Raw genomic sequence first — 24,422 nt, 5'->3', positions numbered from 1 at the left:
GAGACAACAGGGACTCTTTCCCTGCGAACGGAAACCCATTGCAGGGAAAGATTATACCACGATTTTATCAATCGGGAGTAAAGTGACGTAAATGTTGCACCGTGGCCAGCCAGGCGGCGATCCAGCCAATCATGGAACAGACCAGCAGCAGCAACAGGCACTCATCGAACGATAAGCCATTGAGATCAAACTTCGTGCCGAAGACCTGCGCCACTTCAGTCACCGCCGATGATAAACGCATCACCAAAATTTCAGACAATATCAGTGAAAGAAACGCGCCGGAAAAACCGAGCAACGCGCCGCCATAGAGGAACGGACGCAGGATAAAGCCATCGGTCGCGCCAATCAGCTTTTGCACGTTAATGGTATCGCGACGGGCAAAAATGCTCAGGCGCACGCTGTTGCCGATAACGAGGAAGACCGCCGCGACCATCAGCACGCCGATCATCGCCGACACGCGGCCCACCAGCCCGGTGAGCGCCGCCAGGCGCGCAAACCAGCTATCATCCATGCGGACTTCGTCAATGCCGTTAATCTGCGAGATACGGTCGCGCAGCGTATTAAGCGAGGCGGTACTCTGGAAGTCCAGCTCGGGGATCACCACCGCCACTGCCGGCAGCGGGTTCTCTTCCAGCATGTCCAGCGCGCCGCCAAAACCCGACCAGTTGCGGAATTCTCCCAGCGCGTCCTCACGGGACAGGTAGTTGACCTTTTCAACGCCCTGCTCGGCCTGAAGCTGCCCAACAACCCGCGCCGCCGCATCATCATCCAGCGTTTTTTGCAGATAAACAGTGATCTGCGGCGACGGATAATACTGAGTCGCCGCCTGGTTGACGTTCTTATAGACCATGTAACAGACGCTGGGCAGCGTCAGGGAGATGGCGATCACCATCACCGTCAGAAACGTCGCCAGCGGTTTGCTTTTCAGATCTTGCAGCGCACCGTGCCAGGCATAGCGCACCTGTTCATTAAAGACATTTGTTTTACGTGAGTTCGGTTTCGGCGTCGGCTTCTGGCGTCCTGGCGCGTTGCGCCCGCCGCCTGTTCCGCCGCGAGACTTACGCAGTCGATCCAGCCGTCCGCCGAACTGCCTGATTTGGTTAATCGCGTCGCGCCTATTCATTGGCCAGGCCTCCATGCAGATGTCCATCGCTCAGGACGAGCTGCCTATAGGAACGACGGGAGATAAGTCCAATATCGTGCGTCGCCATCAGTACCGTCACCCCTACGCGGTTAAACTCTTCAAACAGACGTAAAATCCCTTCCGACAACGCGTCGTCCAGGTTCCCGGTCGGTTCATCCGCCAGCAATACCGCTGGCTTATTGACCACCGCGCGGGCGATGCCCACGCGCTGTTGTTCGCCTCCGGAGAGTTGAATCGGGAAGTTTCTCGCTTTGTCCAGTAGTCCAACCTTATCCAGCGCCGCCGACACACGACGACGGATATCATCGCCGCTGGCACCGGCAATGATTAACGGTATCGCCACATTGTCATAGACCGTGCGATCCATCAGCAGATGGTGATCCTGGAAAATCATCCCAATCTGGCGGCGCAAAAACGGCACTTCGCGGTTTTTCAGGCGCGTAATATCATGCCCACTGAAGAAGATTTTGCCGGCGCTGGGCCGCTCAATCCCACAGATTAGCTTCAGCAGGGTACTTTTCCCCGCGCCGGAGTGGCCGGTCAGAAACGCCATCTCGCCTGGCCGCATATGGAATGTCACTCCCTGCAGCGCTTGTCTCCCGCCGAGATAGGCCTTGCTGACATGTTCAAAGCGAATCATTGTTAATCCTCTCGGGCAAAAAGTGCCTCAATAAAATCGTCCGCCTTAAACGGACGCAAATCCTCGATACGTTCGCCCACGCCAATGTAACGGATAGGAATGCCAAACTGGTCAGCTACCGAGAAAATCACCCCGCCTTTCGCCGTACCGTCCAGCTTGGTCAGGGTAATACCGGTTAAGCCTACCGCTTCATGGAACAGTTTGGCCTGGCTTACCGCGTTCTGTCCGGTGCTGGCGTCAATGGTCAGCATAACTTCATGTGGCGCTTCTTCGTCCAGCTTTTTCATGACGCGAACGATTTTTTTCAGCTCTTCCATCAGGTGCGACTTGTTCTGCAGACGCCCTGCCGTATCGGCAATTAACACATCCACATTACGCGCCTTCGCGGCCTGGATAGCGTCAAAAATCACCGAGGCGGAGTCCGCGCCGGTATGCTGGGCGATAACCGGAATGTTGTTACGCTGTCCCCAGACCTGTAGCTGTTCGACCGCCGCCGCGCGGAAAGTATCCCCCGCCGCCAGCATCACTGATTTACCCTGCTGCTCAAACTGGCGCGCCAGTTTACCGATAGTGGTGGTTTTACCCACGCCGTTCACGCCGACCATCAGAATAACAAAAGGCGTTTTACCTTCAATATTAAGCGGTTCGTCTACCTTCGCCAGAATCTCGCCCATCTCGTCTTTCAACAGACCATACAGCGCCTCAGCATCTTTAAGCTGTTTGCGGCTGGCGCCTTCCGTCAGATTAGCGATAATCTTACGCGTGGTTTCTACCCCGACATCAGCGATGAGCAACTGCTCTTCCAGCTCCTCGAACAAATCATCGTCGATTTTCTTGCCGCGGAACAGACTGATAAATCCGGAACCGAGATTTTCTTTGGTTTTCAGCAGGCTGCGTTTCAGGCGGGCAAAGAAACCTTCTTTAGTCGGTTTTTCCTGTTCCTGAACGATCGCTTCCACCGGCGCGTCTTCTTCCGCCGGCGGAACAACCATCACCGCCTCTTCCGCCGCCTGAGCGGCCAGCGCCTGCGCTTCCAGCTCTTCGTCGGTGAATTTCGCCGCGTTTTCGCCCTCTTCTTCTACCGCGGCAATGACCTCTACAGTTTCCGCTTCGGCCTGCCACTCTTCCGGCGAGATAGCCTCGTCTTTGACCTCTTCCGGCAGCGGCAATTCCTCGCGTTCCACCGCGATCTGCGGCGCTGCCGTCTCAACAGCCGTCGCGGGCTCCGGCTCTACCGGCTGCGGTTTTTCGCTCTCCTGAACTTTCTCAGTAACGTCCACCACCTCTTCCGCAAAGGCTTCTGTTTCTGCTTTGCTGTGCGCGGGCGTTTGCGCGTCTACGTCTGCCGCCGTTTCAACAGGGGGCTCAACCGGTCGTTGTTCCTCAACAATCTGCTGTTCTTCGGTCTGTTCCTGCTTCTGCTCTTTATCACCGAAGCCCAACCAGGAAAAGAAGCCACGTTTTTTCTGTTTTGCCATCTGCGACTACACCCCTCGCGGCGCTATATACATGGAAGCTAAAAAAATGATGAAATAGTCTATCACTTAACTTAATTCACATCACCGCCTGGAATAACTTGCAACAGGCGGTTCGAGCAAGAGAAATGAAAAAACCGACTCACTCTGGCAGCGGCCAAATCCGCATTATTGGCGGGCAATGGCGTGGCCGTAAATTACCGGTTCCGGACAGCCCGGGTCTGCGTCCCACCACCGATCGCGTGCGCGAAACGTTATTTAACTGGCTGGCTCCGGTAATGGTAGACGCCCATTGTCTGGATTGCTTTGCCGGCAGCGGCGCGCTGGGTCTGGAAGCGCTATCGCGTTATGCGGCCCAGGCAACGTTACTGGAAATGGATCGCGCCGTTTCGCAGCAGTTGCAAAAAAATCTGGCGACGCTGAAAGCCAACAATGCTCGCGTCGTCAATACCAATACTCTGGCCTTCCTCAGCCAGCCGGGGACGCCGCATCACGTCGTCTTTGTCGACCCGCCGTTTCGTAAAGGGCTGCTGGAAGAGACGTTACAATTGCTGGAAACCCAGGGATGGCTGGCCGACGACGCGCTAATCTACGTAGAAAGCGAGGTGGAAAACGGTCTGCCGCCCGTTCCGGCGAACTGGGCATTGTATCGAGAAAAGGTGGCCGGACAGGTCGCTTATCGTCTGTATCAGCGCGACGCGCAAGGAGAAAATGATGTTGATTAATCTGGGCCGCTTATTAATGCTCTTCGTGTGGGCATTTTTGATTCTTAATCTGGTGCATCCCTTCCCGCGCCCGCTCAATATCTTCGTCAACGTGGCGTTGGTGTTCATGGCGCTGATGCACGGTATGCAACTGGCGTTGCTGAAATCAACGATACCGAAAGCGGGTCCGCAGATGACGACGGGAGAGAAAATCCGCATTTTCCTGTTCGGCGTGTTTGAGCTGCTGGTCTGGCAGAAGAAGTTTAAGAACAAAAAATAACGTTTGCTGCCGGATGACGGTTTATTCGTTATCCGGGGTACGGCTAACAAATCCGACGAACCGCGTTCCCTTATAGCTTAGCGTACCTTGATCGCCCACCGTCAAAGCGTGGTACTGCTGCGCTTGTAAACGGAACGTTTTTTCCAGACCGCCATTGAGCGGCTTAAAACTGGCCTCATAGCGCATACTGGTTCCCGCCGGGCTCACTTCCTGCTGGCGAGAGCGTCGGTCATTAACCGGCTTCTCCCGTTTACTGCTGACCACGACCAGCTTTTGCTGTAACGGCGCCGCCTCATTAGCGGCTTTTTCCCGCCGTTGCTGAACGAAGCGAAACGACGCGGCAACCACGATTAATGCGATGATTATAATGAAGAAAAGCGGTGGCTTACTCATACTGTTAACCTGTCAGAAAATGCGGAAATAAGCATACCCTGCCCGTTATAGTGTTGTCATCTGACCGTCACGGCCTCTACACTGAATAATAGAGCCGCAAGCATACCGTTTGCGAAAAAATAACGAATTCAAGGAATTAAGATGCTTTGGTCGTTTATCGCTGTCTGCCTGTCCGCATGGCTGTATGTGGACGCCTCCTATCGCGGGCCAGCCTGGCAACGCTGGGTTTTTAAGCCCGTCACGTTATTACTGTTGCTGTTACTGGCCTGGCAAGCGCCGATGTTTGACGCTATCAGTTATCTTGTGTTGGCCGGGCTGTGCGCCTCGCTGGTCGGCGATGCGTTAACGCTCTTACCGCGTCAACGCCTGCTGTACGCCGTCGGGGCATTTTTCTTATCGCATCTGCTCTACACCATTTACTTTGCCAGCCAAATGACGTTGTCGTTCTTCTGGCCGCTGCCGCTGGCGTTACTGATAGTCGGCGCGTTGCTTATCGCCGTTATCTGGACGCGACTGGAGGAGCTACGCTGGCCGGTATGTACTTTTATCGCCATGACGCTGGTCATGGTCTGGCTGGCGGGCGAACTGTGGTTCTTCCGCCCAACGGCGCCAGCCCTTTCGGCCTTTACCGGCGCGACGCTGCTGTTCATCGGCAATATCGTCTGGCTGGGTAGCCATTACCGCCGCCGTTTCCGGGCGGATAACGCGATTGCCGCCGCCTGCTACTTTGCAGGACACTTCCTGATTGTTCGCTCGCTGTACCTGTAAATAATAGCGCTTGACTCTGGAGTCGACTCCAGAGTGTATCCTCCGGTTAATGAGAAAATTATCATCAACCGGAGGACGTTATGTCGACCCCTGATACCGATGGCAAAAAAGTCCCGCCCTTTACCTCCTTCAGATTAGCCCCGGCAATACAGAAGGCCGATAGCTGCTGCTGCGAAGAACATTGCGCGTCCAGCGCGCCTGTTTCTACTGCCGTGGCAGGCACGCGCTATACCTGGAAAATCTCCGGCATGGACTGCGCCGCCTGCGCCCGAAAAGTGGAGAATGCGGTACGCCAAATTCGCGGCGTCAACCAGGCGCAAGTGCTGTTCGCCACCGAAAAGTTAGTGGTCGATGCCGACACTGACCTCCGCGGGCAAATTGAACGCGCCGTACAGAAGGCGGGTTATACCTTGCGTAGTGAAGATTCGCGCGACGCCGCGCCTGAATCTCGTCTTAAAGAGAACCTGCCGCTTATTACGCTGATCATTATGATGGCGATAAGCTGGGGGCTGGAGCAATTTAACCACCCGTTCGGCCAACTGGCCTTTATCGTCACCACTCTGGTCGGTCTGTATCCTATTGCCCGCCAGGCGCTGCGGCTGATGAAAAGCGGCAGTTGGTTCGCTATTGAAACGCTGATGAGCGTCGCCGCCATTGGCGCGCTGTTTATTGGCGCGACGGCGGAGGCGGCAATGGTATTGCTGCTGTTCCTCATCGGCGAGCGCCTGGAAGGATGGGCCGCCAGCCGCGCCCGTAAAGGCGTCAGCGCGTTAATGGCGCTTAAACCGGAAACGGCGACCCGTCTGCGCGACGGCGTGCGGGAAGAGGTCGCTATTAATACCCTGCGACCGGGCGATATTATCGAAGTCGCCGCCGGGGGGCGTTTACCCGCCGACGGTAAACTGGTTTCCGGTTTCGCCAGCTTTGATGAAAGCGCGCTCACCGGCGAGTCTATCCCTGTGGAGCGCGCAACGGGCGACAAAGTTCCGGCAGGCGCGACCAGCGTTGACCGTCTCGTCACCCTGGAGGTGCTATCTGAACCTGGCGCCAGCGCGATTGACCGTATCCTGACGCTGATTGAAGAGGCGGAAGAGCGCCGTGCGCCTATTGAGCGGTTTATTGACCGTTTCAGCCGCATCTATACGCCGGTCATTATGGTTATCGCGTTGCTGGTGACGCTTATTCCGCCGCTGATGTTCGATGGCGGCTGGCAGGAGTGGATTTATAAAGGGCTGACGCTGCTATTAATCGGTTGCCCGTGCGCGCTGGTGATCTCCACGCCCGCGGCCATTACCTCCGGGCTGGCGGCGGCGGCACGGCGCGGCGCATTGATTAAAGGCGGCGCAGCGCTGGAGCAACTGGGCCGTATCACGCAGGTCGCCTTTGATAAAACCGGCACGTTGACCATTGGTAAACCACGGGTGACGGCGATTCATCCGGCAAGCGGTATCAGCGAAGCTGAACTGTTGGCGCTGGCGGCAGCCGTAGAACAAGGCGCTACGCACCCGCTGGCGCAGGCTATTGTCCGCGAAGCGCAGACACGCGATCTGGCGATCCCGACGGCGGAATCGCAGCGAACGCTGGCCGGCACCGGGATTGAAGCGCAGGTTAACGGCGAACGAATTCTGATTTGCGCGGCGGGAAAACAGCCTGCGGCAGCGTTTGCCGGGCAAATTAGCGAACTGGAAAACGCCGGGCAGACGGTGGTTCTGGTGCTGAGTAACGAGACCGTACTTGGCGTCCTCGCCCTCCAGGATACGTTGCGTGACGATGCGCGCGACGCCATCCGCGAACTGCATCAGTTAGGCGTTAACGGCGTGATTCTGACCGGCGATAACCCACGGGCGGCGGCAGCGATTGCCGGCGAGCTGGATCTGGCATTTAAAGCCGGACTACTGCCGGAAGACAAGGTGCGGGCAGTCACCGCCCTTAACCAACAAGCGCCGCTGGCAATGGTGGGCGACGGCATTAATGATGCGCCCGCGATGAAAGCCGCCAGTATCGGAATTGCGATGGGCAGCGGTACTGACGTCGCGCTGGAAACGGCTGACGCCGCCCTTACTCATAACCGTCTGCGCGGGTTAGCGCAAATGATTACGCTGGCGCGCGCTACCCACGCGAATATCCGGCAGAACATCACCATTGCGCTGGGGCTGAAAGCCATTTTCCTGGTGACGACGCTACTTGGTTTTACCGGGCTATGGCTGGCAATCCTGGCGGATACGGGAGCCACGGTATTGGTGACTGCCAACGCGCTACGTTTGCTGCGTAAAAACTAATCTTCTCCCACCCGGCGGCGTGTCGCCGGGTTATCCCGCAGTATTCCTTTCTTTGTTCATATTATTCACGCGAAAATTATTTATTTTCTATTACTTATCAAACCATTAATCAGAAATAGCGTGATTTGATGTAAGGTTAATTTTTATCCAACCGATATTGATCATACCGTCTACAAAATAAGGAATGTTAGGCACTATGAAAAATATCAAAGTCATCACTGGCGTTATCGCGACGCTGGGCATATTTAGCGCCTTATTGCTGGTGACAGGAATACTGTTTTATTCCGCCGTCAGCAGCGATCGGCTGAATTTCCAGAATGCGAGCGCGCTGAGTTACCAACAACAGGAACTGGGCGGCAGTTTTCAGACATTGATCGAAACCCGCGTCACCATTAACCGCGTGGCGATACGCATGTTAAAAAATCAGCGCGATCCCGCCTCACTGGACGCCATGAACACGCTGTTAACCAACGCTGGCGCGTCGCTCAACGAAGCGGAAAAGCATTTCAACAACTACGTGAACTCCGAAGCGATCGCAGGCAAAGATCCGGCGTTGGATGCCCAGGCCGAAGCCAGCTTTAAGCAGATGTATGACGTTTTGCAGCAGTCTATCCACTATCTTAAAGCCGATAATTACGCCGCCTATGGCAACCTTGACGCGCAAAAAGCGCAGGATGACATGGAGCAGGTATATGACCAGTGGCTCTCTCAAAATGCGCAATTAATAAAATTAGCCAGCGATCAGAATCAGAGCAGTTTTACCCAGATGCAATGGACGCTGGGGATAATTCTACTTATCGTGCTCATCGTACTGGCGTTTATCTGGCTGGGGCTGCAACGCGTTCTACTCCGCCCGCTGCAACGGATTATGGCGCACATTCAAACTATCGCCGACGGCGATCTTACCCATGAGATAGAGGCCGAAGGACGCAGTGAAATGGGCCAACTGGCTGCCGGTCTCAAAACGATGCAGCAGTCGTTAATCCGTACCGTCAGCGCGGTGCGCGATAACGCAGACTCTATCTATACTGGCGCAGGTGAAATTTCCGCCGGCAGCAGCGACCTCTCTTCCCGTACCGAACAGCAGGCCTCGGCGCTGGAGGAGACCGCCGCCAGCATGGAACAGTTAACCGCCACGGTACGGCAAAACACCGATAACGCACGCCAAGCGACGGGTCTGGCGAAAACCGCATCAGAAACCGCGCGTAAAGGAGGACGCGTGGTGGATAACGTAGTGAGCACCATGAACGATATCGCCGAAAGCTCGGAAAAAATCGTGGACATCACCAGCGTGATTGACGGTATCGCCTTCCAGACTAATATCCTGGCGCTGAACGCCGCGGTAGAAGCCGCCCGCGCCGGCGAACAGGGGCGAGGATTCGCGGTTGTGGCCGGAGAGGTACGCACGTTGGCCAGCCGTAGCGCGCAGGCCGCCAAAGAGATCAAAGTGCTGATTGAAAACTCCGTGTCGCGCATTGATACCGGCTCTACGCAGGTACGCGAAGCGGGAGAAACCATGAAAGAGATCGTCAACGCCGTGACCCGCGTGACCGATATTATGGGCGAAATCGCCTCTGCCTCCGATGAGCAAAGCAAAGGCATTGAGCAGGTGGCGCAGGCGGTATCGGAAATGGACAGCGTGACGCAGCAAAACGCCTCGCTGGTAGAAGAATCCGCAGCAGCGGCGGCGGCGCTGGAAGATCAAGCTAACGAACTTCGTCAGGCGGTCGCCGCGTTCCGCATCCAGAAACAGCCTCGTCGGGAGGCGTCGCCGACGCCGTTAAGCAAAGGTTTAACACCACAGCCCGCCGCAGAACAGGCGAACTGGGAAAGCTTCTAATCAGAATGCTATCTGCCGTGCAGTTAATGCGCTTTACGCAATAAATAACGGTACGGCAGACCCTCCGTCTCTTGCGCCAGCAAATCGTGTTCCATAAAGGTACAGAACCCCGGAATATCACGCGTCGTCGCCGGATCGTCGGCGATAATCAGCAATGTTTCGCCAGTTTGCATGTTGCGCACCGTTTTGCGCACCATCATTACCGGTTCAGGGCAACGCAGCCCCAGGGCGTCAAGCGTATGGTCAGGGGAGGAAAACAGATCGCTCATCTTCGTCTCAATGGTAGAAAAACGGCGATATTTTACGCCCATCTTCGTCAGTAAGCCAGGCAGGTTAACGATTGCGTGAAAATTAGCCATTGCAATGCCAGCGCAAAACAGTATTATGCGGCGGTTCTTTATTGGGTTCCCTCACCCCATCCAACAAAAAGGTCACAATATGACTCCGTTTACACAATCACAGCGCATAAAAGCGTTGTTCTGGCTATCGCTATTCCATTTACTGGTGATCATTTCCAGTAACTATCTGGTGCAGCTCCCCATCACTATTTTTGGTTTCCACACGACCTGGGGCGCGTTTAGTTTTCCTTTTATTTTTCTCGCCACCGATCTTACCGTGCGTATTTTTGGCGCACCGCTGGCGCGCCGCATTATCTTCGCCGTCATGATCCCCGCGCTGCTGGTGTCGTATGTGGTGTCATCGCTGTTCTATATGGGCGCCTGGCAAGGTTTCGCCGCGCTGGCGAACTTTAATCTGTTTGTCGCCCGTATCGCCGCCGCCAGCTTTATGGCCTACGCGCTGGGACAGATCCTTGATGTCCATGTGTTTAACCGCCTGCGCCAAAATCGTCGCTGGTGGCTGGCGCCGACCGCTTCAACGCTGTTTGGCAATATCAGCGATACCCTTGCCTTTTTCTTCATTGCGTTCTGGCGAAGCCCCGATGCCTTTATGGCCGGGCACTGGATGGAAATTGCGTTGGTGGATTATTGCTTTAAGGTGCTCATCAGCATTATTTTCTTCCTGCCGATGTACGGCGTTCTACTGAATATGTTGCTGAAAAAGCTGGCAGATAAATCTGAAATTTCCCCATTACCGGCAAGTTAAAGGTTCGTTTTCCGAGTTGTGATAAGATGAGCGAATGAGCCGTTATGGCCGTTTATCGAAAGGAAGAAGTCAATGCGCAATTTGGTTAAATATGCCGGTATTGGCCTGCTGGTTATGGGGCTTGCGGCCTGTGATAACAACGATACAAAAGCGTCGGCAGAAAGCGCCGCCGCAGAAAGCCAGGCCTCCGGTCAGCCCATCAGCCTGATGGATGGCAAACTCAGTTTCTCACTGCCGGCGGATATGACCGATCAAAGCGGTAAGCTGGGCACCCAGGCGAATAATATGCACGTTTATTCTGACCCGACGGGCCAGAAAGCGGTGATTGTTATCGTCGGCGATAATACCGATGAAGCGTTGCCGGTGCTGGCGAACCGCCTGCTTGAGCAACAGCGTAGCCGCGACCCGCAGCTTCAGGTGGTCACCAATAAGTCTATTGAGCTCAAAGGCCATACGTTGCAACAACTGGACAGCATTATCTCCGCGAAAGGCCAGACGGCGTACTCTTCCATCGTGCTGGGCAAAGTGGATAACCAATTGCTGACGATTCAGGTCACGCTGCCTGCGGACAATCAGCAAAAAGCGCAAACCACGGCTGAAAACATCATCAATACGTTGGTTATTAAGTAACCTTTACGATGATGATGCGGCCTCCGGCAGTGCAGACGGAGGCCGTTTTTTTAAGCGCCAGGTCAGCAATAGCGCCATCGTTACCAGCCCGGCCGCCGCCAGATAAATCACCGGCACGCCCGCCCAGGTCATCACCAGCCCCGCCAGCGGCCCGGTAACCCCCAAAGACATATCCATAAAGACGGTATAGGTCGCCAGCGCCGCGCCCTGGTTCTGCGGCGGCACGGCTTTGACGGCCACCACGCCCAGCGCCGGAAAGACCAGCGAAAACCCCATCCCCGTGAGTAAAACGCCGATTTTTGCCATCCACGGCATGGCTGCCGTCCCCACCAGTAACAGACCAATAATCTCCACGCCAAAGCAGATCATGGCGACATTCAACCCGCCTAAACGATTGATGCCGTTAGGGAACAGCAAACGCGTGCCGACAAACGCGACGCTAAATAACGTGAGCGCAAAGGCGGCGCCATCCCAACCTTTAGCATCATAAAATAAGGTAATAAACGTCGCGATGACGCCAAACCCTGCCGAGGCCAGCGCCAACGCCATACCATACAGCCAGACACGCCCCAGCACCGCGCGAAACGGCAGCGGCTTGCCTTTGTTCGCCTTCACCGACGGACGTGGAAGGGCTAACAGTACCGCCAACAGCGCCACGCCCATCACCGTTAGCGCCAGTCCCTGTAACCCGCCCCAGGCATAACACAGCACGCCCAGCGGCGCGCCCATCGCCATTGCGCCGTAGGTGACGATACCGTTCCAGGAGATGACCCGACCAATATGCAACGACCCGACGACGCCGACGCCCCACAGTGTCGAACCGGTGCCGGCAAAACTTTGCCCAATCCCCAAAATCACGCGACCCAGCCCCAGTAGCAACAAACTGATCATCGGCCAGGCGCTGGCGATATCCGCCAGCAGGTAGCCGAGTCCGCTTAAAAAACAGCCGCATAAGCCAAAGACAACGATTTTTTTCGGCCCTAATACATCCGCATACCGCCCGGCATGGGGACGGCTTAACAGAGTGGCGAAGTATTGCAGGCTGATAATAAGCCCCGCCCAGAACGCGCTGAATCCCATCGCATCATGCACATAGCCGGGCAAGACGGCGAGCGGCAGGCCGATGGTCAGGTAGCTGGCAAAGTTAAACATCACAATGGAGACAATACGCAGATTGAGGCGCAATCCGTTTAGCGCCGGTTCAGCGACGGGTTCGGGCATGAGTATCACCGCATTTTTACAACATGTTTTCTTTTCTATCATGGCGCGCGGTGAAAATCAGTAGTGAGATTCAGATTATCGGTATCAGGGCAGCCGCTACACTTAGAAAAAAACACAACAAGGAAAACTTCATGGCAACCGCTCAACCCGACAAAACGGGTATGCATATTCTGCTGAAACTGGCCTCCCTGGTTATTATTCTCGCCGGGATTCATGCCGCGGCGGATATTATTGTACAACTCTTGTTGGCGCTCTTTTTCGCCATTGTTCTTAATCCATTAGTGACCTGGTTTATTCGCCGGGGCGTGAAGCGACCGCTGGCGATTACTATCGTGGTGGTTGTCATGCTGATCGTGCTTACCGCGCTGGTGGGTGTGCTTGCCGCATCGCTTAATGAATTTATCGCTATGCTGCCTAAATACAGCAAGGAGCTGACGCGTAAGGTCTTACACCTTCAGGAGTTAATGCCCTTCCTGAATTTACATATGTCGCCGGAACGTATGCTCCGCGGGATGGATTCCGATAAAATCATGCTCTTCACCACAACATTAATGACCGGCGTATCGGGCGCGATGGCAAGCATTGTGCTACTGGTGATGACCGTGGTTTTTATGCTGTTTGAGGTGCGTCACGTGCCTTATAAATTACGTTTCGCGCTTAACAATCCACAAATCCATATTGCCGGCCTGCACCGCGCCCTGAAAGGCGTCTCGCATTATCTGGCGCTGAAAACGCTGCTCAGTTTATGGACGGGCGCGATTATCTGGCTGGGGCTGGCGTTAATGGGTATTCAGTTTGCGCTAATGTGGGGCGTACTGGCCTTTTTGCTCAATTACGTTCCTAATATCGGCTCGGTGATTTCCGCCGTTCCCCCCATGATTCAGGCGCTGTTATTTAACGGTTTTTACGAGTGCGTACTGGTCGGCGCGCTCTTTTTGGTGGTCCATATGGTGATTGGCAACATTATGGAGCCACGCATGATGGGCCATCGTCTGGGAATGTCCACGCTGGTGGTATTTCTTTCGTTATTGGTCTGGGGATGGCTATTAGGCCCGGTCGGGATGCTCTTGTCCGTTCCTTTGACCAGCGTCTGCAAAATCTGGATGGAAACCACTAAAGGCGGCAGCAAACTGGCGATCTTACTGGGGCCAGGCCGACCGAAAAGCCGTTTACCGGGATGAGGCGACAGATGCTACAATCTCCTCTTCTTCATAGGCAACGTTGGTCCTGATATGTACCAGGTCGTTCTGGGAAAAGTGTCAACATTAAGCGCAGGTCAATTGCCCGACGCGTTAATCGCTCAGGCGCCGCAGGGCGTTCGCCGGTCAAGCTGGCTGGCCGGGCGCGTGCTGCTTTCCCGTGCGCTCTCGCCACTACCGGAGATGGTGTATGGCGAACAGGGTAAACCGGCTTTTTCCGCCGGAGCGCCGCTGTGGTTTAACCTCAGTCATAGCGGCGACACTATTGCTCTGTTGCTTAGCGACGAAGGTGAAGTCGGCTGCGATATTGAAGTGATCCGCCCGCGCGATAACTGGCGTTCGCTGGCAAATGCGGTATTCAGCCTCGGCGAACATGCTGAAATGGAAGCGGAACGTCCGGAGCGACAACTGGCGGCCTTCTGGCGTATCTGGACGCGTAAAGAAGCCATCGTAAAACAACGCGGCGGCAGCGCCTGGCAAATCGTCAGCGTGGACAGCACGTTGCCCTCTGCCTTGTCGGTCAGCCAGTGTCAGCTCGATACGCTCAGTCTGGCAGTCTGTACCCCCACACCGTTTACGCTGACGCCGCAGACGATAACGAAAGCGTTATGACACATTAATTTTTCCCTCTGGCGGCGGACGTGTGTTACAAAATGCGGAGCTTCCCATGCGCCGACGCGCCATACCAAAAGGTTTAAGTCAGATGCAACGTGTCACCATCACCCTCGATGACGATTTACTGGAAACGCTGGACAGCCTGAGCCAGCGACGCGGCTATAACAATCGCTCCGAAGCGATCCGTGATATTCTGCGCGGCGCTCTGGCGCAGGAGGCCACCCAGGAACACGGCACACAGGGTTTCGCGGTACTTTCATATGTTTATGAACATGAGAAACGGGATTTAGCCAGCCGCATCGTCTCCACCCAGCATCATCATCATGATTTATCCGTCGCCACGCTGCACGTCCATATCAACCACGATGACTGTCTGGAGATCGCCGTTCTGAAGGGCGATATGGGCGACGTACAGCATTTTGCCGATGATGTTATCGCCCAGCGCGGCGTGCGCCACGGCCACTTGCAGTGCTTGCCGAAAGAAGACTAACGCCCCAGCGCCTTGCCGGGGGCGCTTCGCTTGCCCGGCCTACGCTCGCACGTCTGTCGTTTGTAGGCCAGATAAGGCGCAGCCGCCATCCGGCAATAATGTTTACGCCATTGTGCCAATCGTTTTTCTGAAGCGTAACAGCGCTATCAGGAAGAACACGCCGCCTATCGCCAGCAGGGTCAGGAACTGCGGCCAGACGATGCTCAAACCTGCGCCGCGATAAAGAATAGCCTGGGCAAGGCTGACAAAATGCGTCGTCGGCATGGTCAGCATAATATCCTGCACCGCCTGCGGCATACTTTCGCGCGGCGTGGAACCGCCGGAAAGCATTTGTAGCGGTAACAGTACCAGAATCATTAATAACCCCAGCTGCGGCATCGAACGGGCGATGGTGCCCATAAAAATCCCAATTGAAGTGGTGGCGAACAGGCTCAGCGCCACGCCCAACATAAACAATGGGATCGATCCTTCAATCGGCACGCCAAGCACGCCTTTCACCATCAGCATCAAAGACAAACCGGAAACCACCAGCACAACCAGCCCCATCGACCACACTTTCGCCATCATGATCTCAAAGGGCGTGACCGGCATCACCAACAGATGCTCTACCGTGCCGTGTTCTCGCTCGCGGATCAGCGCCGATCCGGTCAGCACTATCGCCAGCATGGTAATGTTGTTGATAATCGCCATCACGCCGCCAAACCACGCCGGGTCCAGATTCGGGTTAAAGCGCATCCGAATCTCCAGCGACACCGGCTGAACGTTATCTCCCCGCGCGCGCGCCACAAAGCTGTTGACCTCGCCGCTAATAATATTCTGGATATAACTGTTGCCGGTAAACGCCTGACTCATGCGCGTCGCATCGACGTTAACCTGAATATCAGGCTGACGTCCGGCCAGCACATCACGCTGGAAATTCGGCGGAATATTGATCGCAAAGGTATAGCGTCCGGCATCCAGTCCGGCATCCATTTCCGTTGCCGTAATCATCTCCGGCGGCAGAAACCACGGGCGGTAAAAACTATTCACAATACGGTTCGACAACTGTGACTGATCCATATCGGCGATGGCGATAGGGGCAAGATGCAACGAACCGGGCAGGACGGTAGCGGAGGAGTAAACCGAAATCGTAAAGGCGAAGACGATCAGCGACAGCATCGCTTTGTCGCCTAGCAGACTGCGCAGTTCTTTGACGCCGAGGTTATAAATATTACGTAATCCGCGCATTACCCCTCCTGTTTTTTCAGCAGCAGAATGCTCAGACCCATCACCACCGGGACGGCAATCAGTAACGGCATAAATAACGGCCAGAGATCGGACAGATCCAACGCTTTGGAAAACGTCCCGCGCGCGATCGTCAGAAAATGGCTGGTCGGGTAGATCTCGCCGATCCATCTTCCCGGTCCTTCCAGCGAAGCCACCGGATCGATCATGCCGGAAAATTGTGTTGCCGGAATGAGGGTAATAATCGACGTCCCAAAAATAGCGGCGATTTGGCTCTTCATAAACGTGGAGATCAGCAGCCCCAGACCGGTGGCGATGATGACGTAAAGTAGCGCCGCGAGGGTAAGCGTGAGAAAGCTGCCTTTCAGCGGCACGCCGAACACAAAGACCGACAGCGCGCACAGTAGCAAGAAGTTCAGCATACCCAGCGCGATATATGGCAGTTGTTTACCCAGCAAAAATTCGCTGCGCGTCGTCGGCGTTACGTACAGATTAATCATCGACCCCAACTCTTTCTCCCGCACCACGCTCAGGGCGCTAAGCATTGACGGGATCATCATGAGCAGCAGCGGAATGACCGCCGGAACGATAGCGGGCAGACTTTTCACATCCGGGTTATAACGATAGCGCGTTTCAATGTTGAGCAGCCCGGTCTGTTTAACCGGGTTCGGCTGACGACTTGCCGCCTCCTGCAGCCAGCTTTGGTGCATCGCCTGAACGTACCCCTTCACCGTCTCGGCGCGGCTGGGCATGGCGCCATCCACCCAGACGCCAATCTGCGCTGGCGTACCGCGAGCAATATCGCGGCCAAAATTAGGCGGGATCTCAATGGCAACCGCCAACTCTCCCGAACGCATCCGCCGGTCAAGCTCGTCATAGCTGGCGAGCGGCGGCTGTTCGATAAAATAGCGCGATCCCGCCAGATTGAGCGACCATGCCTGGCTGCTGACGGTTTGATCGCGGTCGAGTACGGCAAAACGCAGGTTCTCCACGTCCATACTGATGCCATAGCCCATAATCAGCATCAGAATTACCGTTCCCAGCAGCGCCAGCGTGGAACGTACCGGATCGCGGCGTAGCTCCAGCGCTTCGCGGCGACTGTAGCTGAACAAACGCCGGAAGCTCAATCCCTGCCGCGACGGTTTACCTGACGCGGCGGGCGTCTGGGATGGCGGTATTGGGGTTTCAGGCGCCGCTCCCGCAGCTTCCTGTAGCCAGGAAATAAACGCCGCCTCCAGATTGGCCGCGCCCCGCTGTTGCACCAATTCCTGCGGCGTACCGCTGGCGAGCACTTTACCGGCGTGCATCAATGACATTCGGTCGCAACGTTCCGCTTCGTTCATAAAATGGGTCGAGATAAAAATCGTCACCTTATCCTGACGCGAAAGATCGACCATAAGCTGCCAGAACATATCCCTGGCGACCGGATCAACGCCGGACGTTGGCTCATCAAGAATCAGCATTTCCGGGCGATGGATCACCGCTACCGCCAGCGATAAACGCTGGCGGATACCAAGCGGCAACGAAGCGGGGAGCGTATCTTCCACCTCCGTTAGCATAAAGCGTTCGATCATCTGCGCGACGCGCGCCGGGATCTCCGCTGGCGGAATATGAAACAGGCGGGCATGAAGTTCCAGATTCTGCCGCACGGTGAGTTCGTTATAGAGCGAAAAAGCCTGCGACATATACCCGACCCGGCGACGGGTATCGATGTCGTTCGGGTCTACCGGCTGGCCAAATAGCCAGGCCTGGCCTTCGCTGGCGGGAAGCAGACCGGTCAGCATTTTCATGGTGGTCGATTTGCCGCAACCGTTTGAACCGAGGAAGCCAAAAATCTCGCCGCGCGGAATGCGGAAATTAACATGGTCAACCGCGACGAACTTACCGAAGCGCATGGTCAGATCTTTCGCCTCAATGGCAATCTCTTCCTGCTCAGCGTGATACGGCGGGATCACCACTGGCTTATGCGCCTGGCGCTGCGCTTCTGGCAACAGGGCGATAAACGCCTGTTCCAGCGTCGCGCTATGGGTTTTTGCCCGCAGTTGCTGCGCGCTGCCGGTTGCCAGTATCTCGCCCGCATTCATCGCCACCAGCCAGTCAAAACGCTCCGCCTCTTCCATATAGGCCGTTGCAACCAACACGCTCATATTGGTCTGGCGCTGGCGGATACTGTCGATTAAGTCCCAGAACTGAGCGCGGGAGAGCGGGTCCACGCCGGTGGTAGGCTCATCAAGAATCAGCAATTCCGGGTCATGAATCAGCGCACAGCACAACCCCAGCTTTTGTTTCATCCCACCGGACAGCTTCCCGGCAGGACGGTCACGAAACGGCGCCAGGCCGGTGCTGTTCAGCAGCTCGGTAATACGCGCTTCGCGTTCAGCTTTGTCATGACCAAAGAGACGAGCGAAAAAATCGACGTTCTCATAAACCGATAACGTGTGATAAAGGTTTTTCCCCAACCCCTGCGGCATCCAGGCGATGCGCGGACAGACGTCGCGGCGATGTTTCGCATCGCGCATATCGCCGCCCAGGACGATAATGTTCCCTTGCTCAATCACCCGCGCGCCAGAAATCAGCGACAGCAGGCTCGACTTACCCACCCCGTCCGGACCAATCAGCCCGACCATACTACGGGCGGGAATGTCCAGCGTGATATTGTTCAGCGCGACCGTTTTTCCGTAATGCTGGCTCACCCCCTCAAGCTGCGCCACGGGAGGAACAGGCACCAGCGTCAGCGACGTCATTGCGACAGCCTCACGCTTAGAGCGTCAGGCCAGGGCACGCGCTCATCCAGACGAACCCAGGCCATTCCCGGCAAACCGGTTTTGACATATTCCAGATGCTGTCGCAGTAGCTCTGGCGGAATACGCGCTTTGACACGGAACATCAGCTTCAGCCGTTCATCGTGGGTTTCCACGGTTTTGGGCGTGAACTGCGCCACGCTGGCGACAAAACTGATCGTCGCCGGAATACGCAGATCCGGCGCGGCGTCCAGCACCAGTCGCGCTTCGCCGCCGATCTTCAACAACCCCGCCTGTTCGGTCGGCAGGAAAAATGTCATATAAACATCGCTGAGATCGACCATGTTCAACACCCGGCCGCCAGCCGATAACACTTCGCCCGGCTCCGCAACGCGGTACTGCACGCGTCCATCGCGCGGCGCTTTTAATTCGCTGTCGTCGATGTCGGCGACAATACGCCGCTCGGTCGCCTGCGCCGCTTCCACGCGCGTTTGCGCCTGGATAATACTGGTACGCGCCGCCTCAATCGCCGCTTTTGCCGCAGATACCTGCGCTTTGGCGGTCTCGAGGGCGGCGCGCGCGCTTTCCGCCGCCGCGCGATCGTCATCTAACTGTTGTACAGATACCGCGCCACGCTGCGACAGCGAACGGGAACGCACGTGACGTTTAGAGACGGAGTCCAGCTCAGCTTCCCGCTGTTTGACGACCGACTGCGCGGCGCGCATTTCACTCTGGCGTTGCTCCAGCAAGGCGCGGGCGGCGGCAACTGCGCTCTCGGCCTCTTTAATCTGCGCAATCGCCTCCAGCCGCTGCTCCTGCAGTACGCGGGTATCCATTTTCGCCAGCACCTCGCCCTGACGAACGAACTGCCCTTCCGAAACGAGGATGGTATCAATACGCCCGGCAATCTTAGTGGCAATATCCACTTCGGTGGCTTCAATTCTGCCGTTGCTGGCGGCAAAACCCTCCGGTATTCCCGCAGGGCGCAGCATCCACCAGGCTATCGCGGCCACCGCCACAAGAATCCCCGCTCCCCACCACACCAGATGACGCTTCATTTTGTCCATAATCGACCCGCCGTAATCCCTGTTGTCTAACCATGCGTGTCACAAAGTCCGCCGGGCGTGCGCTCAGCGGGGGTTTCCATTCGGGATAAGAATGAAAAAAGAAAAGGGGCCAGACGACGAACAGACGCCGATGAAGCGCTCGCCGTCAAAGGGAGTGAATGATGTAGGTACCCGGAAAAGAGGGAGTAATGTTGTCATCATCAGCGTTCCTGGCCGTAAATGAAACACGCATACTCATAACTGCTATAAATCGATACTAACACCTCTGTCCGGGATGTCTATTCGCTTATTGTTTGTAATGGTACTTAGCGTTTTGCCGCCAAATCCTGCGCGCAGGCCCAGGCGCTCGACCACGCCCACTGGAAGTTATAGCCGCCCAACCAGCCGGTGACGTCCATCACTTCGCCGATAAAATAGAGACCCGGCACGCGGCGCGCTTCCATAGTCCGCGATGATAGTTCGTTTGTATCCACGCCGCCCAGCGTCACTTCCGCTGTCCGATAGCCTTCGGTGCCGTTAGGCTGCACTTGCCAGGCAGTAAGCGTGTCAACCAACGCCTGCTGGTCACGAACGTTCAACTGTCTGAGCGATACATCCGGGATGTGCCCCAACTGTTGTAAACACTCCACCAGCCGTTTCGGCAGATGCATCGCCAGCGTGTTCTTCAGACTCTGGTTCGGGTGCGCGTTACGCTGTTCATTGAGAACGTCTTCCAGCGAGAGGTCCGGCAATAAGTTAATGCTCACTAACTCTCCCGGTTGCCAGTAGCTGGAAATCTGTAAAACAGCGGGGCCGGACAGCCCACGATGGGTAAAAAGTAGGTTTTCCCGAAATACCGTGCCATTGCGGGCGGTAATTACGCAGGGCACAGAGACGCCAGACAGCGTCTGGAGCTGTTCTAACAGCGGCTTGTGTAGCGTAAAGGGCACCAGCCCGGCGCGCGTCGGCAACACCTTGAGACCAAACTGTTCGGCGATTTTATAGCCAAACGGTGATGCGCCAAGCCCCGGCATCGACAGGCCACCGCTGGCAATCACCAGCTTTTGCGTAGTCACCGTCTCGCCGTTCAACGCCAGTACGAAACCCGACTCATCACGCTCGACGCTCAGTACCTCGCTACGCAGGCGCATCGTTACGCCGCCTTTGTCACACTCGGCAACCAGCATATCGACAATGCGTTGGGCGGAATCATCGCAAAAAAGCTGTCCCAGCGTTTTCTCATGCCAGGCTATCCCATACCTGCCGACCAGATCGATAAAATCCCACTGGGTATAGCGGGCTAACGCTGATTTACAAAAATGGGGGTTCTGGCTCAAATACGCAGCAGGCTCAACATAAAGATTAGTAAAGTTGCAGCGCCCACCGCCGGACATGAGGATTTTACGTCCTGGCTTCTTGCCATTATCGATGAGCAGCACGCGGCTACCCGCCTGTCCTGCCTGCGCGGCGCAAAACATGCCCGCTGCGCCAGCGCCTATAATAACGGCATCAAACCTTTCCACATCGCCTTCCTCTCTCAAATTCGGGCGGGAATTGTAAAGTTTCCTCAGTGGTCGCACCAGCGCGAAAAGCGCCTGAAAATGGTATTTATCTGAAATATATAAGATAATTCTTTAGTGATATCAAACAAAGCACGAAGTACATCAAAAAAAGTCTATATTTCACTTTGCCCGCGCCGCCAAAGTCACTGATAATGCGCCGCGTTCATGTCCTCAAAATGGCGTAACGTCCTATGCTACATTTGTTTGCTGGCCTGGATTTACATACCGGGCTTTTATTATTGCTTGCTCTGGCTTTTGTGCTGTTCTACGAAGCGATTAACGGCTTCCATGACACAGCCAATGCAGTCGCAACCGTGATTTACACCCGTGCGATGCGTTCGCAGCTGGCGGTTGTCATGGCGGCGGTGTTTAACTTTTTTGGCGTTTTGCTGGGGGGTCTCAGCGTGGCGTATGCCATTGTGCATATGCTACCAACGGATCTCCTGCTCAACATGGGTTCCGCGCACGGCCTCGCTATGGTCTTTTCCATGTTGCTGGCGGCGATTATCTGGAACCTCGGTACCTGGTATTTCGGGTTGCCGGCGTCCAGTTCCCACACGCTGATTGGCGCCATTATCGGCATCGGTTTAACCAATGCGATGATGACCGGCACGTCAGTGGTGGATGCGCTTAACATCCCGAAAGTTATCAATATTTTCGGTTCACTCATTATCTCCCCTATTGTCGGTCTGGTATTCGCCGGCGGTCTGATTTTCTTGCTGCGCCGCTACTGGAGCGGTACTAAGAAACGCGCCCGTATCCACCTGACGCCAGCCGAACGTGAAAAGAAAGACGGCAAGAAAAAGCCGCCGTTCTGGACGCGTATCGCGCTGATCCTCTCAGCTATCGGCGTGGCGTTTTCGCATGGCGCGAACGATGGTCAGAAAGGCATTGGCCTGGTCATGCTGGTGCTGATTGGCGTCGCGCCTGCGGGTTTCGTAGTCAATATGAATGCCTCCAGCTACGAAATCACCCGTACGCGCGATGCTATCAACAATGTCGAAACGTACTTTGAGCAGCGTCCTGACCTGCTGAAAGCCGTCACCGGCGTTGACCAACTGATTCCCTCTCCGGAACCGGGCGCGACTGAACCGACTGAATTCCACTGCCATCCGGCTAACACCATTAACGCGCTTAACCGTGCGAAAGGGATGCTGGCAAACGTGGAAAGCTACGACAAGTTAAGCGTTGAACAGCGTAGTCAGTTGCGTCGCATTATGCTGTGCATTTCCGACACGACCGATAAAGTCGTGAAATTGCCTGGCGTAAGCAGCGATGACCAGCGCCTGCTGAAAAAGCTGAAGACCGATATGTTAAGCACCATTGAGTATGCGCCGGTGTGGATCATTATGGCAGTGGCGTTGGCGCTGGGTATTGGTACGATGATCGGCTGGCGTCGCGTGGCGACCACTATCGGCGAGAAAATTGGTAAAAAAGGCATGACGTATGCGCAGGGAATGTCGGCGCAGATGACGGCGGCAGTCTCTATCGGTCTTGCCAGCTACACCGGTATGCCAGTTTCTACCACTCACGTACTCTCCTCTTCAGTGGCGGGAACCATGGTCGTTGATGGCGGCGGGTTGCAGCGTAAAACCGTGACCAGCATTCTGATGGCCTGGGTATTTACGTTACCGGCGGCGATTATTCTTTCCGGCGTGCTGTACTGGCTTTCCCTGAAGATTATTTAAGCCAAATGGGCCGGATAGCGCTGTCGCTAATCCGGCCTGTCAGAATGAAGCAACACAGGCCTGACAGGCCGCTACAAGCGGCGTCATCCGGGAGGCTTATCTAATACGAGCGGGTCAGGAAACTGGCCCGCTTTTTTTATTCAGTGCCAAATCATGAGCGCAATCAAGCTCACCACCACTAAACCGCATAACGCGCTGGTCAGCAGAAACTGGCGGCGCACGCGTTCACAACGGCGAATAAATTCTTCATCATGATGATCGCGATAGCGCTGAGCGTAGATATACCATACCAGGCGCACCTGTTTGTTGGGCTGACCATGCGTGGTAAAGAAGCCGCCGCCATCGACATATTGATAGAGCAAAGGATCGCAACCACGAAGTACCACTAACAGTGCGCGTAGCGATGAGAAATAGCGCGCCATATTAACAATGCAAACGACACATAAAGCCCAGAATAGTGAGATGGTGCTTATCATATCTCCTCCCCGGCGACCCGCCCACGGAGTTCCTCTCCGGGACTACCGCTCCCCGATACCCTGCCAGACAATCAGTGAAAGAGTACTACGAAAGCCGTCCATATTAGCGCTCCGCATTCGAACGGCTCTTATACACATTGTAGGAGATCAGTTAATTTTTTTACCAGAAGGTTAATCACTATCAATGCAATTCCCTGAAAATTTTGTTTAACTAACTGGCAAGCAAGGCAGATTGACGGATTATCCTGGTCGCTATAATGTAAGGATAGTTATGGTAAACGGCTGAGCTAGCCCCGCGCATAGAGTTCGCAGGACGCGGGTGACGCGGCGGCATAAGAAACGCCAGTAGCTCAATGGTCATCGACAACTTATGGAAGGAGTAACACTATGGCTTATAAACACATTCTTATCGCAGTTGATCTCTCCCCGGAAAGTAAAGTTCTGGTTGAAAAAGCGGTCTCTATGGCGCGCCCCTACAACGCGAAAATCTCCCTCATCCACGTTGATGTGAACTATTCAGACCTGTACACCGGTCTGATTGACGTCAATCTGGGTGATATGCAGAAACGTATCTCCGAAGAAACCCACCACGCGCTGACCGAGCTGTCTACCAACGCTGGCTACCCTATCACTGAAACCCTGAGCGGTAGCGGCGATTTGGGCCAGGTGCTGGTTGACGCCATCAAGAAATACGATATGGATCTGGTCGTTTGCGGTCATCACCAGGACTTCTGGAGCAAACTGATGTCTTCTGCGCGCCAGCTGATCAACACCGTTCACGTTGACATGCTGATTGTGCCGCTGCGCGACGAAGAAGAGTAATACTTGCCGTGCCGGCTGGCGGCTAAGACCGCATCTGGTCTATAGTCAATCAGGTTGGCCTGAACCATCAGGCAAATTCCG

The 24,422-nt window shown here is 55.4% G+C and carries 23 protein-coding genes; 12 read left to right on the top strand and 11 right to left on the bottom strand.

Annotated features, from left to right (window positions below; all coding sequences use genetic code 11):
* Positions 1-67: 67 nt before the first annotated feature.
* From ftsX to ftsY, 3 genes are read right to left on the bottom strand one after another with little or no spacing between them, the layout of a single operon-like run.
* The gene (gene ftsX, locus EOS98_RS01460) at positions 68-1,123 is read right to left on the bottom strand and encodes a permease-like cell division protein FtsX (protein ID WP_126523775.1); all 1,056 of its coding nucleotides are present in this window, start codon (positions 1,121-1,123) and stop codon (positions 68-70) included.
* Positions 1,116-1,784, bottom strand: coding sequence for a cell division ATP-binding protein FtsE (ftsE, locus tag EOS98_RS01455; protein WP_000617729.1), 669 nt, complete (start codon positions 1,782-1,784; stop codon positions 1,116-1,118). The genes ftsX and ftsE overlap by 8 nt, the downstream gene beginning before the upstream one ends.
* Before the next feature lie 2 nt (positions 1,785-1,786).
* Complete coding sequence (ftsY, locus tag EOS98_RS01450) at positions 1,787-3,262, bottom strand: signal recognition particle-docking protein FtsY (protein WP_023213327.1); 1,476 nt, start codon at positions 3,260-3,262, stop codon at positions 1,787-1,789.
* 125 nt (positions 3,263-3,387) lie between these two features.
* Here ftsY and rsmD point away from each other — a divergent pair, with 125 nt between their 5' ends.
* Positions 3,388-3,984, top strand: coding sequence for a 16S rRNA (guanine(966)-N(2))-methyltransferase (gene rsmD / locus EOS98_RS01445; RefSeq protein ID WP_000743275.1), 597 nt, complete (start codon positions 3,388-3,390; stop codon positions 3,982-3,984).
* On the top strand, positions 3,974-4,243 hold the full coding sequence (locus EOS98_RS01440) for a DUF1145 family protein (protein ID WP_000906757.1): 270 nt from the start codon (positions 3,974-3,976) through the stop codon (positions 4,241-4,243). The genes rsmD and EOS98_RS01440 overlap by 11 nt, the downstream gene beginning before the upstream one ends.
* 21 nt (positions 4,244-4,264) lie before the next feature.
* Here the strand turns inward: EOS98_RS01440 and EOS98_RS01435 are convergent, their stop codons facing one another.
* On the bottom strand, positions 4,265-4,636 hold the full coding sequence (locus tag EOS98_RS01435; RefSeq protein WP_000042852.1) for a DUF2500 domain-containing protein: 372 nt from the start codon (positions 4,634-4,636) through the stop codon (positions 4,265-4,267).
* A 141-nt stretch (positions 4,637-4,777) separates the two neighbouring features.
* Here EOS98_RS01435 and EOS98_RS01430 point away from each other — a divergent pair, with 141 nt between their 5' ends.
* The 3 genes from EOS98_RS01430 to tcp all read left to right on the top strand — a co-directional run bounded on the left by EOS98_RS01430 (position 4,778) and on the right by tcp (position 9,523).
* Positions 4,778-5,404, top strand: a complete 627-nt coding sequence (locus EOS98_RS01430) for a lysoplasmalogenase (protein WP_000964735.1) — start codon at positions 4,778-4,780, stop codon at positions 5,402-5,404.
* 80 nt (positions 5,405-5,484) lie between these two features.
* Complete coding sequence (gene zntA, locus EOS98_RS01425) at positions 5,485-7,683, top strand: Zn(II)/Cd(II)/Pb(II) translocating P-type ATPase ZntA (RefSeq protein ID WP_126523774.1); 2,199 nt, start codon at positions 5,485-5,487, stop codon at positions 7,681-7,683.
* A 196-nt stretch (positions 7,684-7,879) separates the two neighbouring features.
* Complete coding sequence (gene tcp, locus EOS98_RS01420) at positions 7,880-9,523, top strand: methyl-accepting chemotaxis citrate transducer (RefSeq protein WP_000789682.1); 1,644 nt, start codon at positions 7,880-7,882, stop codon at positions 9,521-9,523.
* A 23-nt stretch (positions 9,524-9,546) separates the two neighbouring features.
* Here tcp and tusA read toward each other — a convergent pair whose 3' ends face one another.
* Positions 9,547-9,792 carry a sulfurtransferase TusA gene (gene tusA / locus EOS98_RS01415; protein WP_001541054.1) on the bottom strand — a complete coding sequence of 82 codons (246 nt, stop codon included), beginning with the start codon at positions 9,790-9,792 and terminating at the stop codon, positions 9,547-9,549.
* Between the two features lie 169 nt (positions 9,793-9,961).
* Here tusA and EOS98_RS01410 point away from each other — a divergent pair, with 169 nt between their 5' ends.
* Together EOS98_RS01410 and EOS98_RS01405 are read left to right on the top strand one after the other, a co-directional pair.
* Positions 9,962-10,627 carry a 7-cyano-7-deazaguanine/7-aminomethyl-7-deazaguanine transporter gene (locus EOS98_RS01410; protein WP_000187489.1) on the top strand — a complete coding sequence of 222 codons (666 nt, stop codon included), beginning with the start codon at positions 9,962-9,964 and terminating at the stop codon, positions 10,625-10,627.
* Between the two features lie 72 nt (positions 10,628-10,699).
* Positions 10,700-11,257: a DcrB family lipoprotein gene (locus EOS98_RS01405; protein WP_001245277.1), complete on the top strand. Its 558-nt coding sequence runs from the start codon at positions 10,700-10,702 to the stop codon at positions 11,255-11,257.
* Positions 11,258-11,260: 3 nt separating this feature from the next.
* On the opposite strand, the gene EOS98_RS01400 is transcribed toward EOS98_RS01405, so the two are convergent.
* Complete coding sequence (locus EOS98_RS01400; protein ID WP_077677850.1) at positions 11,261-12,520, bottom strand: MFS transporter; 1,260 nt, start codon at positions 12,518-12,520, stop codon at positions 11,261-11,263.
* An 89-nt stretch (positions 12,521-12,609) separates the two neighbouring features.
* Here EOS98_RS01400 and EOS98_RS01395 point away from each other — a divergent pair, with 89 nt between their 5' ends.
* The 3 genes from EOS98_RS01395 to nikR all read left to right on the top strand — a co-directional run bounded on the left by EOS98_RS01395 (position 12,610) and on the right by nikR (position 14,782).
* On the top strand, positions 12,610-13,659 hold the full coding sequence (locus EOS98_RS01395) for an AI-2E family transporter (protein WP_000179589.1): 1,050 nt from the start codon (positions 12,610-12,612) through the stop codon (positions 13,657-13,659).
* Between the two features lie 51 nt (positions 13,660-13,710).
* Positions 13,711-14,289, top strand: coding sequence for a 4'-phosphopantetheinyl transferase AcpT (gene acpT / locus EOS98_RS01390; RefSeq protein WP_126523773.1), 579 nt, complete (start codon positions 13,711-13,713; stop codon positions 14,287-14,289).
* A gap of 91 nt (positions 14,290-14,380) precedes the next feature.
* Complete coding sequence (gene nikR / locus EOS98_RS01385; protein WP_001190057.1) at positions 14,381-14,782, top strand: nickel-responsive transcriptional regulator NikR; 402 nt, start codon at positions 14,381-14,383, stop codon at positions 14,780-14,782.
* A gap of 102 nt (positions 14,783-14,884) precedes the next feature.
* Here nikR and EOS98_RS01380 read toward each other — a convergent pair whose 3' ends face one another.
* From EOS98_RS01380 to EOS98_RS01365, 4 genes are all read right to left on the bottom strand, one after another.
* Positions 14,885-16,009, bottom strand: a complete 1,125-nt coding sequence (locus EOS98_RS01380; protein WP_126523772.1) for an ABC transporter permease — start codon at positions 16,007-16,009, stop codon at positions 14,885-14,887.
* Positions 16,009-18,750 carry a ribosome-associated ATPase/putative transporter RbbA gene (gene rbbA, locus EOS98_RS01375; protein WP_126523771.1) on the bottom strand — a complete coding sequence of 914 codons (2,742 nt, stop codon included), beginning with the start codon at positions 18,748-18,750 and terminating at the stop codon, positions 16,009-16,011. The genes EOS98_RS01380 and rbbA overlap by 1 nt, the downstream gene beginning before the upstream one ends.
* Positions 18,747-19,814, bottom strand: a complete 1,068-nt coding sequence (locus EOS98_RS01370) for an HlyD family secretion protein (RefSeq protein WP_000359836.1) — start codon at positions 19,812-19,814, stop codon at positions 18,747-18,749. The genes rbbA and EOS98_RS01370 overlap by 4 nt, the downstream gene beginning before the upstream one ends.
* Before the next feature lie 305 nt (positions 19,815-20,119).
* Positions 20,120-21,316 (bottom strand): NAD(P)/FAD-dependent oxidoreductase, encoded by a 1,197-nt coding sequence (locus EOS98_RS01365; RefSeq protein ID WP_000439230.1) that lies wholly within the window; start codon positions 21,314-21,316, stop codon positions 20,120-20,122.
* Positions 21,317-21,546: 230 nt separating this feature from the next.
* On the opposite strand from EOS98_RS01365, the gene pitA reads away from it, so the two are divergent.
* Positions 21,547-23,043 carry an inorganic phosphate transporter PitA gene (gene pitA / locus EOS98_RS01360; RefSeq protein ID WP_000902764.1) on the top strand — a complete coding sequence of 499 codons (1,497 nt, stop codon included), beginning with the start codon at positions 21,547-21,549 and terminating at the stop codon, positions 23,041-23,043.
* Between the two features lie 140 nt (positions 23,044-23,183).
* Here the strand turns inward: pitA and uspB are convergent, their stop codons facing one another.
* The gene (gene uspB / locus EOS98_RS01355; protein WP_126523770.1) at positions 23,184-23,519 is read right to left on the bottom strand and encodes a universal stress protein UspB; all 336 of its coding nucleotides are present in this window, start codon (positions 23,517-23,519) and stop codon (positions 23,184-23,186) included.
* A gap of 387 nt (positions 23,520-23,906) precedes the next feature.
* On the opposite strand from uspB, the gene uspA reads away from it, so the two are divergent.
* Positions 23,907-24,341, top strand: coding sequence for a universal stress protein UspA (gene uspA, locus EOS98_RS01350; protein WP_000323565.1), 435 nt, complete (start codon positions 23,907-23,909; stop codon positions 24,339-24,341).
* The last annotated feature ends 81 nt before the right edge of the window (positions 24,342-24,422 follow it).

This window comes from Salmonella sp. SSDFZ69 (assembly GCF_004010755.1).
GTDB classification, from domain to species: domain Bacteria; phylum Pseudomonadota; class Gammaproteobacteria; order Enterobacterales; family Enterobacteriaceae; genus Salmonella; species Salmonella enterica.
Note: the sequence above shows the minus strand (reverse complement) of the source record. Positions and strands in the feature narration are given on the sequence as shown.

Coding starts and splice junctions, on each gene's coding strand:
- ftsX (WP_126523775.1), bottom strand. CDS start 1,123: ATGAATAGGCGCGACGCGATTAACCAAATCAGGCAGTTCGGCGGACGG.
- ftsE (WP_000617729.1), bottom strand. CDS start 1,784: ATGATTCGCTTTGAACATGTCAGCAAGGCCTATCTCGGCGGGAGACAA.
- ftsY (WP_023213327.1), bottom strand. CDS start 3,262: ATGGCAAAACAGAAAAAACGTGGCTTCTTTTCCTGGTTGGGCTTCGGT.
- rsmD (WP_000743275.1), top strand. CDS start 3,388: ATGAAAAAACCGACTCACTCTGGCAGCGGCCAAATCCGCATTATTGGC.
- EOS98_RS01440 (WP_000906757.1), top strand. CDS start 3,974: ATGTTGATTAATCTGGGCCGCTTATTAATGCTCTTCGTGTGGGCATTT.
- EOS98_RS01435 (WP_000042852.1), bottom strand. CDS start 4,636: ATGAGTAAGCCACCGCTTTTCTTCATTATAATCATCGCATTAATCGTG.
- EOS98_RS01430 (WP_000964735.1), top strand. CDS start 4,778: ATGCTTTGGTCGTTTATCGCTGTCTGCCTGTCCGCATGGCTGTATGTG.
- zntA (WP_126523774.1), top strand. CDS start 5,485: ATGTCGACCCCTGATACCGATGGCAAAAAAGTCCCGCCCTTTACCTCC.
- tcp (WP_000789682.1), top strand. CDS start 7,880: ATGAAAAATATCAAAGTCATCACTGGCGTTATCGCGACGCTGGGCATA.
- tusA (WP_001541054.1), bottom strand. CDS start 9,792: ATGAGCGATCTGTTTTCCTCCCCTGACCATACGCTTGACGCCCTGGGG.
- EOS98_RS01410 (WP_000187489.1), top strand. CDS start 9,962: ATGACTCCGTTTACACAATCACAGCGCATAAAAGCGTTGTTCTGGCTA.
- EOS98_RS01405 (WP_001245277.1), top strand. CDS start 10,700: ATGCGCAATTTGGTTAAATATGCCGGTATTGGCCTGCTGGTTATGGGG.
- EOS98_RS01400 (WP_077677850.1), bottom strand. CDS start 12,520: ATGATAGAAAAGAAAACATGTTGTAAAAATGCGGTGATACTCATGCCC.
- EOS98_RS01395 (WP_000179589.1), top strand. CDS start 12,610: ATGGCAACCGCTCAACCCGACAAAACGGGTATGCATATTCTGCTGAAA.
- acpT (WP_126523773.1), top strand. CDS start 13,711: ATGTACCAGGTCGTTCTGGGAAAAGTGTCAACATTAAGCGCAGGTCAA.
- nikR (WP_001190057.1), top strand. CDS start 14,381: ATGCAACGTGTCACCATCACCCTCGATGACGATTTACTGGAAACGCTG.
- EOS98_RS01380 (WP_126523772.1), bottom strand. CDS start 16,009: ATGCGCGGATTACGTAATATTTATAACCTCGGCGTCAAAGAACTGCGC.
- rbbA (WP_126523771.1), bottom strand. CDS start 18,750: ATGACGTCGCTGACGCTGGTGCCTGTTCCTCCCGTGGCGCAGCTTGAG.
- EOS98_RS01370 (WP_000359836.1), bottom strand. CDS start 19,814: ATGGACAAAATGAAGCGTCATCTGGTGTGGTGGGGAGCGGGGATTCTT.
- pitA (WP_000902764.1), top strand. CDS start 21,547: ATGCTACATTTGTTTGCTGGCCTGGATTTACATACCGGGCTTTTATTA.
- uspB (WP_126523770.1), bottom strand. CDS start 23,519: ATGATAAGCACCATCTCACTATTCTGGGCTTTATGTGTCGTTTGCATT.
- uspA (WP_000323565.1), top strand. CDS start 23,907: ATGGCTTATAAACACATTCTTATCGCAGTTGATCTCTCCCCGGAAAGT.